Genomic DNA, 15,547 nt, shown 5'->3' on the forward strand with positions numbered 1-15,547 from the left:
CATGAAACTGAGCGATTTCGATTTCGATCTGCCGGAGGCGCTGATCGCGACCCGGCCCGCGCATCCGCGCTCCTCCGCCCGGCTGCTGGTCGCCGAGGGCGACCGGATCACCGATGCGGTGGTGCGCGATCTGCCGGGCTGGCTGCGGCCCGGCGACCGGCTGGTGCTGAACGACACCAAGGTGATCCCGGCGCGGCTGTCGGGCTGGCGCGCGCGGCAGAGCGCCCAGGGGGTGACGCGGGCGCAGATCGAGGTGACGCTGCTCGAGCCGCGTCCGGGCGGGCTCTGGGCGGCGCTGGTGAAGCCGCTGAAGAAGCTGCGCGAGGGCGAGACGGTGGTGTTCTCGGACCGGCTCTCGGCGGTGCTGGAGGGCCGCGAAGAGGGGCAGGGGCTGTTCCGGTTCAACCTCGCCGGCGGGGATTTCGACGCGGCGCTGGCCGAGGCCGGCGCGATGCCGCTGCCGCCTTATATCGCGGCCAAGCGGCCCGCCGATGCGCAGGACAAGGAGGATTACCAGACCGTCTGGGCCAGACGCGCGGGCGCGGTGGCGGCACCGACCGCCTCGCTGCATTTCGATGCGCCGCTGCTCGAGACGCTTGCGGCGATGGGCGTGGCCTTTACCCATGTGACGCTGCATGTGGGGGCGGGCACCTTCCTGCCGGTCAAGGTCGAGGATGTGACCACCCACAAGATGCACGGCGAATGGGGCGAGGTCAGCGAGACCGCCGCGGCCGAGATCGCCGCGACCAAGGCGGCGGGCGGGCGGGTGATCCCGGTGGGCACCACGGCGCTGCGGCTGATCGAGACGGCGGCGCGCGAGAGCGGGGCGATTGCGCCCTGGTCGGGGGTGACCGACATCTTCATCTATCCGGGCTTTGCGTTTCGCGTGACCGATGCGCTGATGACGAATTTCCATCTGCCGAAATCGACGCTGATGATGCTGGTCTCGGCGCTGATGGGGCGCGTGCGGATGATGCGGATCTACGACCACGCGGTCGCAGAGAGATACCGGTTCTTTTCCTATGGGGACGCCTCGCTGCTCATTCCCTGACGCCGCCGCGTGCCGCCTTTGCCGCATCCGAGGGCGGGGATGACCGGCAAAAGGGCGCTGCGCGGTTGCCTTTGACTTGGTCCGATGTCAGGGCTGCGGCAGACTGACTCGCAACGAAGACGATTGGGGGGAGACCATGCTCGAGGTTCTGAGACATTCCTGGGCGTTGCTGCTGGGCATGCTGCTGCTGATGCTGGGCAATGGTCTTCAGGGCTCGTTGCTGGGGGTGCGCGGCAGCGGGGCGGGGTTCTCGGCCTTCGAGATGTCGCTGGTCATGTCGGCCTATTTCGCCGGCTTCCTGCTGGCCTCGCGGCTGACCCCGGGCATGATTCGCCGCGTCGGCCATGTGCGGGTCTTCGCCGCGCTCGGCTCTTTCGTCTCGGCGGTGCTGATCCTCTACCCGGCCTTTCCGCATCCGGTGGCCTGGACCATCGAGCGCATGGTGATCGGCTTTTGCTATTGCGGCGTCTACGTGACCGCCGAGAGCTGGCTCAACAACGCCTCTTCCAACGAGTCGCGGGGCCAGGCGCTTTCGGCCTATATGATCGTGCAGATGCTGGGGATCATCGCCGCGCAGGCGATCCTGCTGATCCCCGATCCGTCGGGCTATCTGCTCTTCGTGATCCCCTCGGTGCTGGTCTCGGTCGCCTTCGCGCCGATCCTGCTGTCGGTGGCGCCCACCCCCGCTTTCGACACCACCAAGCGGATGAGCCTGCGCGAGCTTTATCAGGTCTCGCCGCTCGGCTTCATGGGGATGTTCCTGCTGGGCGGCGTCTTTGCCGCGCAGTTCGGCATGGCGGCGGTCTTCGCCGCCGAGGCGGGGCTGCGGCTGAGCCAGATCTCGATGTTCGTCGCCGCCTTCTACGTCGGGGCGCTGGTGACGCAATACCCGCTGGGCTGGCTGTCGGACCGGATGGACCGGCGCCAGCTCGTTGCTGCGGTGGCGGTGGTCGGCGGGCTGGCCGCCTGTGTCGCTGCGGTCATGCCCGACCGGTTCACGGTGCTGCTGGGGGCGGCCTTCCTGATCGGCGGCGCGGCCAACCCGCTTTATTCGCTGCTCATCGCCTATACCAATGATTTCCTCGATCTCGAGAATATGGCGGCCGCTTCGGCAGGGCTGCTCTTTGTCAACGGGGTGGGGGCCATCGCCGGCCCCATCGTCACCGGCTGGGCGATCGAGAGCTTCGGTCCCGGCGGCTATTTCGCCCTGATCGCGGTGCTGCTGCTGAGCCTGACCGCCTATGCGATCTGGCGCATGACCCAGCGCCCGGCGCCTTCGGTGGAGGAAACCAGCGCCTATACCGCTGTCGGGCCCACCGTCACGCCGGTGGCGGTGGAGGTGGCGCAGGAGGTGGCCATCGAAGCCATCGAGGCCGCCGAGGCCGAGGCGGAAGCGGAGGCCCGCCGCGACGGCGCCGCGGCGTGAGCGTAAACTGGCGGAATGTCGTAATTGACAGAATTTTTTACTTTTGTTCCCTTCGAAGGGGATTGTAACCTTTCTGTAACGCCCGGGGAGTGGGTATGGTTGAGAGGAGCGAGCGGCCATGAAAGGGCCCGATGAAATTTTGGCATTCTGGCTCGACGAGGTCGGCGAGAAAAACTGGTATGCGGTGGAGGATGCGCTGGACGCGCGCATCCGCGATATGTTCGGCGAGACCTGGGAGGCGGCGATGGATGGCCGCTTCGGTCTCTGGCTGACCTATCCCAGCGGATCGCTGGCCTATATCATCCTGATGGACCAGTTTCCGCGCAATATGTTCCGGGGGGCCGGACGGGCCTTCTCGTCGGACGAGATTGCTTTGGCGGCGGCGAAACAGGCGATCTGGCGGGGCTGGGATCTCAAGATCGACGAGCCGGCGCGGCAGTTCTTCTATCTGCCGCTGATGCATTCCGAAAACCTCTGCGATCAGGATCGCTGCATCCGTCTGCTCAAGGAGCGGATGCCCGAGACGGGCGCCGCGAGCCTGCTGCATGCGCGCGCCCACCGCGAGGTGATCCGCGATTTTGGCCGCTTCCCGACCCGCAATGCGGCGCTCGAACGGGCCTCGACGGCGGCGGAACGCGATTATGTCGCGCGGGGCGGCTATGGCAGCACGCTGCGCAAATTGCAGGCAGAGGCCGCCTGAGACGGCGACAAGCCTCTGACCTTATTCGGAAAGGCCCGCGCGAGCCCGCTCGCGCGGGCCTTTTTGTGGCGGCGCGCTAGGTCAAGGGGCGAGGGAAACCGCCACCGGGAGTTTGCTTTACATTGAAGCGTTCCGGAAAATGGTTTAATGCCAAACTAATTTGACTCGACGGAGAGAGCCATGGCTTCGCAAACATTCGACATGATCGTCATCGGCGCCGGACCCGGCGGCTATGTGGCCGCGATCCGCGGCGCGCAGCTCGGGCTCAAGGTGGCCTGTGTGGAGCGCGAGCATATGGGGGGGATCTGCCTGAACTGGGGCTGTATCCCGACCAAGGCGCTGCTGCGCTCGTCGGAGATCTTTCACTACATGCACCGGGCCAAGGAGTATGGGCTTTCCGCCGAGAAGATCGGTTTCGATCTCGATGCGGTGGTGAAGCGGTCGCGCGGCGTGGCCAAGCAGCTCAACTCGGGCGTGACGCATCTTCTGAAGAAGAACAAGGTGACGGCGATCATGGGCGAGGCCACGGTCGCGGCCAAGGGCAAGGTCACGGTCAAGACCGACAAGGGCACCGAAGAACTGACCGCCAAGGCCATCGTGCTGGCCACCGGCGCGCGGGCGCGGGAACTGCCGGGGCTCGAAGCCGACGGCGATCTGGTCTGGACCTACAAACACGCGCTGGTGCCGAAGCGGATGCCGAAGAAGATGCTGGTGATCGGCTCGGGCGCCATCGGAATCGAGTTCGCGAGTTTCTACAACACGCTGGGTGCGGATGTGACCGTGGTCGAGGTGATGGACCGTATCCTGCCGGTGGAGGATGCCGAGATCTCGAAATTCGCCAAGAAGCAGTTCGAGAAGCAGGGGATGAAAATCCGCGAAAAGACGATGGTCAAACAGCTCGACCGGGGGCAGGGCAAGGTGACGGCCCATATCGAGCAGGGCGGCAAGACCGCGACCGAGGAATTCGACACGGTGATTTCCGCCGTGGGCATCGTCGGCAACACCGAGGGGCTGGGGCTGGAGGCCGTCGGCGTCAAGGTCGACCGCAGCCATGTGGTGGTGGACAAGATGTGCCGTACCGGTGTCGAGGGGATCTACGCCATCGGCGACATCGCCGGCGCGCCCTGGCTGGCGCATAAGGCCAGCCATGAGGGCGTGATGGTGGCCGAGCTGATCGCCGGCGGGCATCCGCATGCGGTGGATCCCGACAGTATCGCAGGCTGCACCTATTGCCACCCGCAGGTCGCCAGCGTCGGGCTGACCGAGGCACAGGCGAAGGAGAAGGGCTATGACATCAAGGTCGGGCGCTTCCCCTTCATCGGCAACGGCAAGGCCATTGCCCTGGGCGAGCCCGAGGGTCTGGTGAAGACGGTGTTCGACGCCAAGACCGGCGCGCTTCTGGGGGCGCATATGGTGGGGGCCGAGGTGACCGAGCTCATTCAGGGCTATGTGATCGGGCGGCAGCTCGAGACCACGGAAGAAGACCTGATGAACACGGTCTTCCCGCACCCGACCCTGTCGGAAATGATGCATGAAAGCGTGCTCGACGCCTGGGGCCGGGCGCTGCATTACTGACGGTTTGAGGGTGGGCAGATTGCCCACCCTACTTTCTGCTGCGTGACGGTGAGGGAGTTTCCCGGCCCACACGATATATCGGGAGGCTTTCGGGCCACGCCTTTTCATCTTTCAGGACAATACTCCCGCCGGAGGCATCGGTATCGTCGAAACTGCGAGGGGGAAGAAGATTTTTCGTTCGAAAAATCTTCGCGACCAAGAATTTTCGTTCGAAAATTCTTGGTCAGGCCTTCGAGAAAAACGCGGCGACGCGCGGCCGCAGCCAATCCCAGAGCGCGGGGGCCCCGCGATGGACCTTGGCACCGACGCGGGTTTCGAACATCTCGTAGGTGACGCCGTAATCCAGCCAGCTGCCACCGCCAATGGCGAGATTCAGATTGGGCGGCTGGAAGCGATCCAGCGATTTGGCGAAGCGCGCGTCGGGCGTCTCGTTCGCCTCGAATTCCTGCCAGATTGCCAGCAGCTCCGCCCCCTGCGGCTCGGGCAGCAGGCCGAAGAGCCGTCTGGCAGCGGCGAGCTCGCCAAGGGCCTGGGCCTCCGCATCGACCTCGCCGTAGATCGGCGCGTCGCCGGCGTCGATCTCGACCAGATCGTGCAGCAGCAGCATGCGGATCACCCGGTCGAGGGCGATCTCTTCCGGCGCGTGCTCGGCCAGCACCAGCGCGAAGAGCGCCAGATGCCAGCTGTGTTCGGCAGAGTTTTCGAATCGCCCGTCGTGGTTGCGGGTGGCGCGGGTGATGGATTTCAGCCGGTCGGCCTCCATCAGAAAGGCCATCTGCGCGTCGAGCCGGGCGCTCATGTCTCTGGCGCCTCGGGCTTGCCTGCCTCCGCCTGGATCTGCCTTGCGCGGTCGAGGATGAACTGCCGCGCGCGGCGCTCGGCGAGCCGCACGCGGATCGAGGTGAGATAGGCCTCTTCCAGCGTGGTGGAGGAGGCGCCGATCACCTTGGCGACCTCCATGAAGAACCGGTCGTCGCCGCTGGCCTTCATCACCTTGAACGTGTCCTCGGCGAGCTTGTCGGCCAGCTCCTGCGTCAGCGACGACATCGGGATCCCCTCAGCGCGTGGTCTCGGTCAGGCGGCGCTTCACATAGGAGGTGACCGTGCCGATCATCGTGTCCATATGGGGCTCTTCGAAGAAGTGGCCCGAGCCCTCGATCTCCTCATGGGTGATCGTGATGCCCTTCTGATCCTTGAGCTTGTTCACCAGCGCCGTGGTGTCGGCGGGCGGCGCCACGCGGTCGGCGGTGCCGTTGATGATCAGCCCCGAGGAGGGGCAGGGGGCGAGGAAGGAGAAATCGTACATGTTCGCGGGCGGCGAGACCGAGACGAATCCGGTGATCTCGGGCCGGCGCATCAGAAGCTGCATGCCGATCCAGGCGCCGAAGGAGAACCCCGCGACCCAGCAATGTTTGGAATTGTTGTTCATCGACTGCAGGTAGTCGAGCGCCGAGGCGGCATCGGACAGCTCACCGATGCCCTGGTCGTATTCGCCCTGGCTGCGGCCGACGCCGCGGAAATTGAACCGCAGCACCGTGAAGCCCATGTTGTAAAAGGCGTAGTGCAGGTTATAGACGACCTTGTTGTTCATCGTGCCGCCGAATTGCGGATGCGGATGCAGGATGATCGCGATCGGGGCGTCGTTTTCTTTCTGGGGATGATAGCGGCCTTCGAGGCGGCCTTCGGGTCCGGGAAAAATGACCTCGGGCATCGGTGCGGTGGGCTCCTGTAAGGGCACAGGCGTTTCTTGACGAAACTGCTCAGGTACCTTAGAACGGTTCTAATCCCCGGAGGCGGGTCCGGGAGGGCTGGATTGCAGATAGGCAATCGCCCCGGCAAGGTCAATCGTCAGGTCCGCGTGGGCCCGGGAGGAATGATGTGAAACTGAGCACGAAGGGGCGTTATGCCATGGTGGCGCTGACCGACATCGCGCTGCAGCCCGAGGGCGATCTGGTGACACTGGGCGATATTTCGAAACGTCAGGACGTCTCGCTGCCCTATCTCGAGCAGTTGTTCGTCAAGCTGCGCCGCGCAGGGCTGGTGGCTTCGGTGCGCGGGCCCGGCGGCGGCTACCGGCTGGCCCGGCCGGCCTCGGAGATCCGGGTGGTCGATATTCTGGCCGCCGTGGACGAGACCGTGGATGCGATGCACAAGGGCGCGGGGGCCAGCGGCGGCGCCTCGGGCAGCCGGGCGCAATCGCTCAGCAACCGGCTGTGGCAGAGCCTTTCGGCACATGTCTATGTGTTTCTGCATCAGACCCGGCTGTCGGATGTTGTGGACAATTCGCTGGCGCCCTGTCCGGCGGTGCCCTCGCTCTTTTCGGTGGTGGATGAGGCCTGAGGCCCGGCCTCGCGTCTTTCGGGGCGCTGCCCCGGACCCCAGAGTATTTATGAGAAAGATGAAAGACAGGTGGCGGTGAGGCGGAGCTATCTCGACTGGAATGCCACGGCACCGCTGCGGCCCGAGGCGCGCGCGGCGATGATCGCGGCCATGGATGTGGTGGGCAATCCGTCCTCGGTCCATGCAGAGGGGCGCGCGGCCAAGGGGCTGATGGAGCGGGCGCGGGCGCAGGTGGCAGAGGCCTTTGGCGCGGACGGGGCGGATGTGATCTTTGTCTCGGGGGCCACGGAAGCGGCGGCGCTGGCCTGCGCGGGGCGCGGGCTGAAAGGCGCGGCGATCGAGCATGACGCTGTGGCGGCCTGGATCGACCCGGTGCTGGCGGTGGATGCCCGTGGTCAGGTGGCGGTGACGGCGCCGGAGGAGACCGCGTTGCAGGCCGCCAATTCCGAGACCGGTGTGATCCAGGAACTGCCGCAGGGGCTGGCGGTGGTCGATGCCACCCAGGCTTTCGGCAAGATCCCCTTTGCCTTCAACTGGGCGGGCTGCACCGCCGCGCTGATCTCGGCGCATAAGCTGGGCGGGCCCAAGGGAATCGGGGCGCTGGTGATCCGGCGCGGCACCGATCTTGCGGCGCAGCTCAGGGGCGGTGGGCAGGAGATGGGGCGCCGCGCAGGCACGGAAAACATCCCCGGAATCGCAGGGTTTGGCGCCGCCGCCGAGGCCGCGGCCCGCGATTTGGCGCAGGAGCGCTGGAAAGGGGTGGAAAAACTTAGAAACATTCTAGAGAATGTCATTGCGGATCGCGCAAAAGAGACTATTTTTGTCGGGAATGACGTGCCGCGCCTGCCCAACACCTCCTGCTTTGTGGTGCCGGGCTGGAAGGGCGAGACGCAGGTGATGCAGATGGATCTGGCGGGCTTTGCGATCAGCGCCGGCTCGGCCTGCTCCAGCGGCAAGTTGCGCCCCTCCCGGGTGCTACAGGCGATGGGCCATGACGACGAGACCGCACGTAGTGCGGTGCGGGTGAGTCTGGGGCCGGATGTCGCGGAGGAGGATGTGGTGCGCTTCGCCGAGGCCTGGCTGCATCAATACGAGAAATTCCGCGCCCGCGGCGCGTGAGGGGTAAAGCGCGCCGCCGGCGCCATGACGACTGGACCGCGCCTTCGGCGCTGCGAAGAACACCGCGCCTCCGGCGCTTTTGAACTGACGGCGCCTCCGGCGCTTGGAACACAGCGGCGCCTCCGGCGCTTGGAAACTTACGGCGCCTCCGGCGCCAGGGACGATTGAAACCGCGCCTCCGGCGCGATGACAGGAGAAAGCACATGGCAGCCTTCGACAACGTGACCGTCAAGGAAGGGGTCGAGAAGGAGACCGTGGAGGCGGTCGAGGCGGTCTCGACCTATAAATACGGCTGGGATACCGACATCGAGATGGAATATGCCCCCAAGGGCATCAATCCCGACATCGTGCGGCTGATCTCGGACAAGAACGGCGAGCCGGAATGGATGACCGAGTGGCGGCTCAAGGCCTATGAGCGCTGGACCCAGATGAAAGAACCCAGCTGGGCCATGGTCACCTATCCCGAGATCGACTTTCAGGAACAGTATTACTACGCCCGCCCCAAGAGCATGGCGGAAAAGCCCAAGTCGCTCGACGAGGTCGATCCCAAGCTGCTGGCCACCTATGAAAAGCTCGGCATCCCGCTGAAGGAACAGATGATCCTTGCCGGCGTCGAAGGGGCGGAGGCCGCGCCCGCCGACGGCATCGCGGCGCTCTCCGCCACCGCGGGCAGCGATCGCAAGGTGGCCGTTGACGCGGTCTTTGACTCCGTTTCGGTGGGCACCACCTTCCAGAAGGAGCTGAAGGCGGCGGGGGTGATCTTTTGCTCGATCTCCGAGGCGATCCGCGAACACCCGGAGCTGGTGAAAAAATACCTGGGCTCGGTCGTGCCGGTCTCGGACAATTTCTACGCCACGCTGAACAGCGCCGTCTTCTCTGATGGCTCCTTTGTCTATGTGCCGCCGGGGGTGCGCTGCCCGATGGAGCTTTCGACCTATTTCCGGATCAACGCCGAGAACACCGGCCAGTTCGAGCGCACGCTGATCATCGCGGACAAGGGCTCTTACGTGAGCTATCTCGAAGGCTGCACCGCGCCGCAGCGCGATACCGCGCAGCTGCATGCCGCCGTGGTGGAGATCATCGTGGAGGAAGACGCCGAGGTGAAATATTCCACGGTGCAGAACTGGTTCCCCGGCGACGAGAACGGCAAGGGCGGCATCTACAACTTCGTGACCAAGCGCGCCGATTGCCGGGGCGACCGTGCCAAGGTGATGTGGACGCAGGTCGAGACCGGCTCTGCCGTGACCTGGAAATACCCCTCCTGCATCCTGCGCGGCAATGAGAGCCAGGGCGAGTTCTATTCCATCGCCATCGCCAACAACCACCAGCAGGCCGATACCGGCACCAAGATGATCCATCTGGGCCGCGATACGCGCTCGCGGATCGTGTCCAAGGGCATCTCGGCGGGGGTGGCGCAGAACACCTATCGCGGGCAGGTGGCGATGCACCCGAAGGCGAAGAATTCGCGCAACTACACCCAGTGCGACAGCCTGCTGATCGGCGACAAATGCGGGGCGCATACGGTGCCCTATATCGAGGTGAAGAACAATTCCTCGCGCGTGGAGCACGAGGCGACGACCTCGAAGGTGGATGACGAGCAGCTCTTCTATTGCCGGCAGCGCGGCATGGACGAGGAAGAGGCCGTGGCGCTGGTGGTGAACGGCTTCTGCCGCGAGGTGCTTCAGGCGCTGCCGATGGAGTTTGCCATGGAAGCGCAGCAGCTTGTTGCGATCTCGCTCGAAGGCTCGGTGGGCTAACAGGTGGCGGTGGGCAGGATTGCCCACCCTACGCAGGGGAACGTCATGATCCAGCAACTGGCCATTCAATCGCTTGGCGCCGGGGTCGGTGTCTTTATCGGGGTCCTCATCGGGCTGAGCATCCGCAAGCGCAAGGGGCGGACCGACGGGCTGCTTGGCGGATCGGTCTTCGTCACCGCAAGCGCAGCGGCGGGGCTGGCGATGATCGTCATGATGGCGATGAAATACCTGACCTCATAAATCGTGTGAGGATCTTGTGGTAAATCCTTGGAGTAAAAGCATGATCGTGACAACGACCAACGCTGTCGAAGGCCATGCCATCACCGCCTACAAGGGCATCGTGGTGGGCGAGGCGATCATGGGCGCCAATGTGGTGCGCGATGTCTTCGCGCAGATCACCGACATCGTCGGGGGCCGGTCCGGCGCCTATGAAAGCAAGTTGCAGGATGCCCGGGAAACCGCGCTGCGCGAGCTCGAGGAGCGCGCCGCGGCGCTTGGCGCGAATGCGGTGGTCGGCGTCGATCTGGATTACGAGGTGGTCGGAAACTCCATGCTGATGGTGTCGGCTTCGGGCACGGCGGTGGTGATCGCGTGAGTGTTGAGGCGCCCATATCGCGCCCCGAGCTGACCATGCCCGAGGCCGAGGCCGCGCTGCTGCGCGACCACTATGCGCGCGCCGGTGTCATCCTCGAATACGGTTCGGGCGGGTCCACCGTGTATGCCTCGGAACTGACTGGAAAGACGGTGTTTTCGGTGGAAAGCGACCGGGATTGGGCGCAGATGATGCGCCGCTGGTTTGCCGAGAACCCGCCGGTGGCGGGCACCGAGGTCGATGTGATCTGGTCCGATGTCGGCCCCACCAGGGAATGGGGGCGCCCGGTCGATGACAGCGAATGGCGCCGCTGGCCGCGCTATCCGTTCGAGGTCTGGGGGCTGCCCGAGTTCCGGCACCCCGATGTGGTGCTGGTCGATGGCCGGTTCCGCGAGGGCTGTGCCCTGGCCACCGCGTTCTTGGCCGAGCGCCCGCTGGTGCTGCTCTTCGACGATTACGCGGAGCGCACGCAATATCACAAGGTCGAGGAGTTTCTCGGCCAGCCAGACATGACCGGGCGCATGGCCCGGTTCGAGATCACCCCGCAGCCGGTGCCGCCCAAGCGGCTGCTGCGGATCATGCAGTTGACCATGCGGCCCTGAGGTTCGCGAGGAGAGAAAAATGCTGGAAATCAAAAACCTGCAAGTGAAACTTGAAGAAGAGGATAAGCAGATCCTCAAAGGTGTGGACCTGACCGTCGAGGCGGGCAAGGTGCATGCGATCATGGGGCCGAACGGCTCGGGCAAATCGACGCTGTCCTATGTGCTGTCCGGCAAGGACGGCTATGAGGTGACCGGCGGCGAAGCCTCGCTCGATGGCGCGGACCTGCTGGAGATGGAGCCGGAAGAGCGCGCCGCCGCAGGCCTGTTCCTGGCGTTCCAGTACCCTGTCGAGATCCCCGGTGTGGGCAACATGACCTTCCTGCGCACCGCCGTGAACTCGCAGCGCAAGGCGCGCGGGGAGGAGGAGATGTCCTCGACCGAGTTCCTCAAGACCGTGCGCGAAAAGGCCAAGTCGCTCAAGATCGACGCCGAGATGCTGAAGCGTCCGGTCAATGTGGGCTTTTCGGGCGGTGAGAAAAAGCGCAACGAAATCCTCCAGATGGCGATGCTGGAACCGAAGATGTGCATTCTCGACGAGACCGACTCGGGCCTCGATGTGGATGCCATGAAGCTGGTCGCCGATGGCGTGAACGCGCTGCGCTCCGAGGGGCGCGGCTTTCTGGTGATCACTCACTATCAGCGCCTGCTCGACCATATCAAACCGGATGTGGTGCACATCATGTATGACGGCCGGATCATCAAGACCGGCGGCCCCGAGCTGGCGCTCGAGGTCGAGAACGAGGGCTACGCGCATCTGATCGAGGAGGAGGCGTAATGGCACTTCCGCAACCGAAACTGGATGCGACCGAGGCGCGGATTGCCGCGCTGAGCCTGCCGGAAAGCGGCTGGTCGGCGCCGGCGCGCGCCTCGGCGCTGGCGCGGCTGCGGGGCATGGGGCTGCCCGGCGCGCGTGACGAATATTGGAAATACACCCGGCCCGAGACGCTGACCGCGCCGGCGGCGCCGAAGGCGGCGCTGTTCGAGACCGGCGAGAGGCTGGTCTTCGACGGCATGGACCGGCTGAAGATCGTCTTTGTGGACGGGGTGTTCGACGCCGAGGCCTCCGACCCGCTGGCGCTTGAGGGGGTGGAGTTCGCCCGTCTGGCCGACAGCGCCGATATTCACTGGGCGCAGGATCTTTACGGCACGCTGGAAGAGGCCGGCCAGACCCCGGTCGAACGGCCGCTGGCCGCGCTCAACACCGCCTTCGCCAGCGATGGCATCCTGATGCGCGTCACCGGCAGGGTCCTGAAACCTGTCAGCCTGATTTACTACCATAAATCAGACGCTTCCGATGCGATCTTGCATCATGTCATCAAGGTCGAGGAGGGCGGCGACATCACCGTTCTCGAAAACGGCCCGGCCGCCGCGCGGTTCAACAAGGTGATGGAGGTCGAGGTCGCCGACAAGGCGGGATTCCACCATGTCCGCGCCCAGGGCCGCGACCACGAGCGCCGCGCCGCCACGCATATCTTTGCGCGGCTCGGCACCGAGAGCACCTTCAAGACCTTCACGCTCACCATGAACGGCGTGCTGACCCGCAACGAATGCGTGATCGAGCTGACCGGCGACGATGCCGTCTGCCACGTTGCGGGCGCCTGCATGGGCGATGGCGATTTCCACCACGACGACACGGTGTTCATCACCCATGACGCGGTGAATTGCGAAAGCCGGCAGGTGTTCAAGAAGGTGCTGCGCAATGGTGCCACCGGCGTGTTCCAGGGCAAGATCCTGGTGAAACCCGGCGCGCAGAAGACCGACGGCTATCAGATCAGCCAGTCGCTTCTGCTCGACGGCGACAGCCAGTTCCTCGCCAAGCCGGAACTCGAGATCTATGCCGATGACGTGGCCTGTTCGCATGGCTCCACATCGGGGGCGATCGACGAGGAAGGGCTGTTCTATCTGCGCGCCCGCGGTCTGCCGCGGGGCATCGCCGAGGATCTTCTGACCATCGCCTTCATCGCCGAGGCGGTGCAGGAGATCGAGGACGAGGCGTTGCAGGAGGAAATCGTCGGCCGCGTCGAGGCCTGGCTGACCCGGCGGCGCGGCTGATGTCGCTCTCGCGCGAGATCGTGGCCACCTACCGGGGGCCCGGCGCCGTCGTGGCGCGGCTACTCGCGCAGGGCCCGCGCGAGGACCGGGCCTTGATGCTCGTCATGGCGGCCTGCGGGCTGTTCTTTATCGCGCAGATGCCGGCGCTGTCCCGGCAGGCCCATCTGGCGGGCAGCGAGCTGAACCCGCTTCTGGGCGGTGCGCTGCTGGCTTGGCTGGTGATCGCGCCGCTGCTGTTCTACCTGATCGCCTTTCTGAGCCATCTCGTGGCCCGGGTGCTGGGCGGCAGGGGCACGGGCTATGGCGCACGGCTGGCGCTGTTCTGGGCGCTGCTGGCCTCGGCGCCGCTGGTGCTTCTGAACGGGCTGGTGGCCGGGTTTCTCGGCACCGGGCCGCAGCTCAGCCTTGTGGGGCTGCTGTGGTTCGCGGTGTTCCTGTGGTTCTGGCTGGGCGGGATGCGCGCGGTGCAGAAGGCGGCGGCGGCATGACCGGCGCGGCGCTTGCGCGCCTGGCGTGGCAGACGCTGGTCGCCCCGCGTGAGGTGGCGCAGACGTTGCTGTCGCTACGGCTGTCGCAAGAGACGATCCTGACGGCGCTGGCGCTGGTCGTGGTGCTGAACGCGCTGGTGATCGGTGCCATGCAGGCGGCGGGGCTGACCGGTGCCGCCGTGCCGGTCATGCTGGGCCCGCTGCCGATCGCGGCCCTGCTGGCGGCGATGCTGACCGCGTCGATCCTGTTCATGACCTGGGCCGGCCGGCTCATGGGCGGGCAGGGCCGCAGCGAGGATGTGGCGCTGCTGCTGGCCTGGCTACAGGGGCTGCGCGTGGTGGCACAGCTTGTCGTGGCCGTTGCCTCGGTTCTGTCGGGCGCGCTGGCGTCGCTTGCGGTCGTGGCGACGCTGATCGCCGGGACCTGGATCCTGATCAACTTTCTCGATGTCGCGCATGGGTTCGGCAACCTGTTCCGGGCGCTGATGGTGCTGGTCTTCGGCTCTGTCCTGCTGATCTTTGCGCTGACCGTCATTTTCTCCCTGCTGGGAGTCTCACCGAACGGGATGGCCGTCTGATGTATGATGTCTCCGAAATCCGCCGCGATTTTCCGATCCTTGCGCGCGAGGTGAACGGCAAGCCGCTGGTCTATCTCGACAACGGCGCCTCGGCGCAGAAGCCGCAATGCGTGATCGACGCGGTGACGCGCGGCTATGCCGAGGAATATGCCAACGTCCACAGGGGGTTGCACTACCTTTCGAACCTCGCGACTGAGAAGTACGAAGGCGTGCGCGGCACTGTGGCGCGCTTTCTCGGCGTGCGCGACGAGGACGAGATCGTCTTCACTTCGGGCACCACCGAGGGGATCAATCTGGTGTCCTACGGCTGGGCGATGCCGCGGCTTCAGCCCGGCGACGAGATCGTGCTGTCGGTCATGGAACACCACGCCAATATCGTGCCCTGGCATTTCCTGCGTGAACGCCAGGGGGTGGTGCTGAAATGGGTCGATGTGGATGCCACTGGCGCGCTCGACCCGCAAAAGGTGATAGATGCCATCGGACCCAGGACCAAGCTCGTCGCGATCACCCATCTGTCGAACGTGCTGGGCACCGTGGTGGATGTGACCGCGATCTGCGCGGCGGCCCGCGATCGGGGCGTGCCGGTGCTGGTCGATGGTTCGCAGGGGGCGGTGCACATGCCGGTGAATGTCGAGGAGATCGGCTGCGATTTCTACGCCATCACCGGGCACAAGCTCTACGGGCCCTCGGGCTCGGGGGCGATCTATATCCGCAAGGAGCGCATGGCCGAGATGCGCCCCTTCCTCGGCGGCGGCGACATGATCCGCGAGGTGCATAAGGACAGCGTGACCTATGCCGATCCGCCGATGAAATTCGAGGCCGGCACGCCCGGCATCGTGCAGCAGATCGGCATGGGGGTGGCGCTGGAATACCTCATGGATCTGGGTATGGAGAACGTGGCCGCGCATGAGGCGCGCATCGCCTCTTATGCCAAGGCCCGTCTGGGCGGGATCAACTGGCTTCAGGTGCAGGGCCACGCACCGGGCAAGGCGGCGATCTTCTCCTTCACGCTCGAGGGTGCGGCCCATGCGCATGACATCTCGACGATCCTCGACAAGAAGGGGGTTGCGGTGCGTGCGGGGCATCACTGCGCCGGGCCGCTGATGGACCACCTGGGCGTTTCGGCCACCTGCCGCGCCTCCTTTGGCCTCTACAACACCGAGGAGGAGGTCGACGCGTTGGTCGAGGCGCTGGAGCTGGCGCACGAGCTTTTCGGCTGAGCCCGCCACGGGCGATGCGCCCCGGATCGGTCCGGGGCGCGCGCTGC

The 15,547-nt window shown here is 65.4% G+C and carries 18 protein-coding genes; 15 read left to right on the forward strand and 3 right to left on the reverse strand.

Annotated elements, in window-relative coordinates; all coding sequences use genetic code 11:
- The first annotated feature begins 1 nt into the window (after position 1).
- From queA to lpdA, 4 genes are all read left to right on the forward strand, one after another.
- On the forward strand, positions 2–1,051 hold the full coding sequence (gene queA / locus M4578_RS03875; RefSeq protein ID WP_258092133.1) for a tRNA preQ1(34) S-adenosylmethionine ribosyltransferase-isomerase QueA: 1,050 nt from the start codon (positions 2–4) through the stop codon (positions 1,049–1,051).
- A gap of 136 nt (positions 1,052–1,187) precedes the next feature.
- Positions 1,188–2,477: an MFS transporter gene (locus M4578_RS03880; RefSeq protein WP_258092134.1), complete on the forward strand. Its 1,290-nt coding sequence runs from the start codon at positions 1,188–1,190 to the stop codon at positions 2,475–2,477.
- 118 nt (positions 2,478–2,595) lie between these two features.
- Entirely contained in the window at positions 2,596–3,177 is a 582-nt protein-coding gene (locus tag M4578_RS03885; protein WP_258092135.1) for a DUF924 family protein, read from the forward strand.
- Between the two features lie 180 nt (positions 3,178–3,357).
- Entirely contained in the window at positions 3,358–4,752 is a 1,395-nt protein-coding gene (gene lpdA, locus M4578_RS03890) for a dihydrolipoyl dehydrogenase (protein ID WP_258092136.1), read from the forward strand.
- A gap of 223 nt (positions 4,753–4,975) precedes the next feature.
- On the opposite strand, the gene M4578_RS03895 is transcribed toward lpdA, so the two are convergent.
- Genes M4578_RS03895 through M4578_RS03905 form a run of 3 tightly spaced genes read right to left on the reverse strand, consistent with a single transcriptional unit; the run spans position 4,976 to position 6,463 of the window.
- Complete coding sequence (locus tag M4578_RS03895) at positions 4,976–5,551, reverse strand: HD domain-containing protein (protein WP_258092137.1); 576 nt, start codon at positions 5,549–5,551, stop codon at positions 4,976–4,978.
- The gene (locus M4578_RS03900; RefSeq protein ID WP_258092138.1) at positions 5,548–5,799 is read right to left on the reverse strand and encodes a hypothetical protein; all 252 of its coding nucleotides are present in this window, start codon (positions 5,797–5,799) and stop codon (positions 5,548–5,550) included. Before M4578_RS03900 ends, M4578_RS03895 begins: the two co-directional genes overlap by 4 nt.
- Before the next feature lie 10 nt (positions 5,800–5,809).
- Complete coding sequence (locus M4578_RS03905; RefSeq protein WP_258092139.1) at positions 5,810–6,463, reverse strand: alpha/beta hydrolase; 654 nt, start codon at positions 6,461–6,463, stop codon at positions 5,810–5,812.
- A gap of 167 nt (positions 6,464–6,630) precedes the next feature.
- Between M4578_RS03905 and iscR the strand changes: the two genes are divergently transcribed.
- The 11 genes from iscR (at position 6,631) to M4578_RS03960 (ending at position 15,500) form a co-directional block, all read left to right on the forward strand.
- Positions 6,631–7,092, forward strand: coding sequence for a Fe-S cluster assembly transcriptional regulator IscR (iscR, locus tag M4578_RS03910; protein WP_258092140.1), 462 nt, complete (start codon positions 6,631–6,633; stop codon positions 7,090–7,092).
- A 75-nt stretch (positions 7,093–7,167) separates the two neighbouring features.
- Positions 7,168–8,211, forward strand: a complete 1,044-nt coding sequence (locus M4578_RS03915) for a cysteine desulfurase family protein (RefSeq protein ID WP_258092533.1) — start codon at positions 7,168–7,170, stop codon at positions 8,209–8,211.
- A gap of 203 nt (positions 8,212–8,414) precedes the next feature.
- The gene (gene sufB / locus M4578_RS03920; protein WP_258092141.1) at positions 8,415–9,968 is read left to right on the forward strand and encodes a Fe-S cluster assembly protein SufB; all 1,554 of its coding nucleotides are present in this window, start codon (positions 8,415–8,417) and stop codon (positions 9,966–9,968) included.
- Positions 9,969–10,013: 45 nt separating this feature from the next.
- Positions 10,014–10,208: a hypothetical protein gene (locus M4578_RS03925; RefSeq protein ID WP_258092142.1), complete on the forward strand. Its 195-nt coding sequence runs from the start codon at positions 10,014–10,016 to the stop codon at positions 10,206–10,208.
- Positions 10,209–10,248: 40 nt separating this feature from the next.
- Positions 10,249–10,563, forward strand: a complete 315-nt coding sequence (locus M4578_RS03930) for a heavy metal-binding domain-containing protein (protein WP_258092143.1) — start codon at positions 10,249–10,251, stop codon at positions 10,561–10,563.
- 35 nt (positions 10,564–10,598) lie between these two features.
- Positions 10,599–11,162 (forward strand): hypothetical protein, encoded by a 564-nt coding sequence (locus tag M4578_RS03935; protein ID WP_258092534.1) that lies wholly within the window; start codon positions 10,599–10,601, stop codon positions 11,160–11,162.
- A 19-nt stretch (positions 11,163–11,181) separates the two neighbouring features.
- Positions 11,182–11,937, forward strand: coding sequence for a Fe-S cluster assembly ATPase SufC (gene sufC / locus M4578_RS03940; protein WP_258092144.1), 756 nt, complete (start codon positions 11,182–11,184; stop codon positions 11,935–11,937).
- A complete protein-coding gene (locus M4578_RS03945) occupies positions 11,937–13,214 on the forward strand; it encodes a SufB/SufD family protein (protein ID WP_258092145.1) in 1,278 nt (425 codons plus the stop codon). Before sufC ends, M4578_RS03945 begins: the two co-directional genes overlap by 1 nt.
- Positions 13,214–13,702 carry a YIP1 family protein gene (locus M4578_RS03950; protein ID WP_258092146.1) on the forward strand — a complete coding sequence of 163 codons (489 nt, stop codon included), beginning with the start codon at positions 13,214–13,216 and terminating at the stop codon, positions 13,700–13,702. Before M4578_RS03945 ends, M4578_RS03950 begins: the two co-directional genes overlap by 1 nt.
- Positions 13,699–14,280: a YIP1 family protein gene (locus tag M4578_RS03955; protein WP_258092147.1), complete on the forward strand. Its 582-nt coding sequence runs from the start codon at positions 13,699–13,701 to the stop codon at positions 14,278–14,280. Before M4578_RS03950 ends, M4578_RS03955 begins: the two co-directional genes overlap by 4 nt.
- Positions 14,280–15,500 (forward strand): cysteine desulfurase, encoded by a 1,221-nt coding sequence (locus M4578_RS03960; RefSeq protein WP_258092148.1) that lies wholly within the window; start codon positions 14,280–14,282, stop codon positions 15,498–15,500. Before M4578_RS03955 ends, M4578_RS03960 begins: the two co-directional genes overlap by 1 nt.
- The last annotated feature ends 47 nt before the right edge of the window (positions 15,501–15,547 follow it).

Source organism: Salipiger pentaromativorans (assembly GCF_024721115.1).
Taxonomy (GTDB): Bacteria; Pseudomonadota; Alphaproteobacteria; order Rhodobacterales; family Rhodobacteraceae; genus Salipiger; species Salipiger pentaromativorans.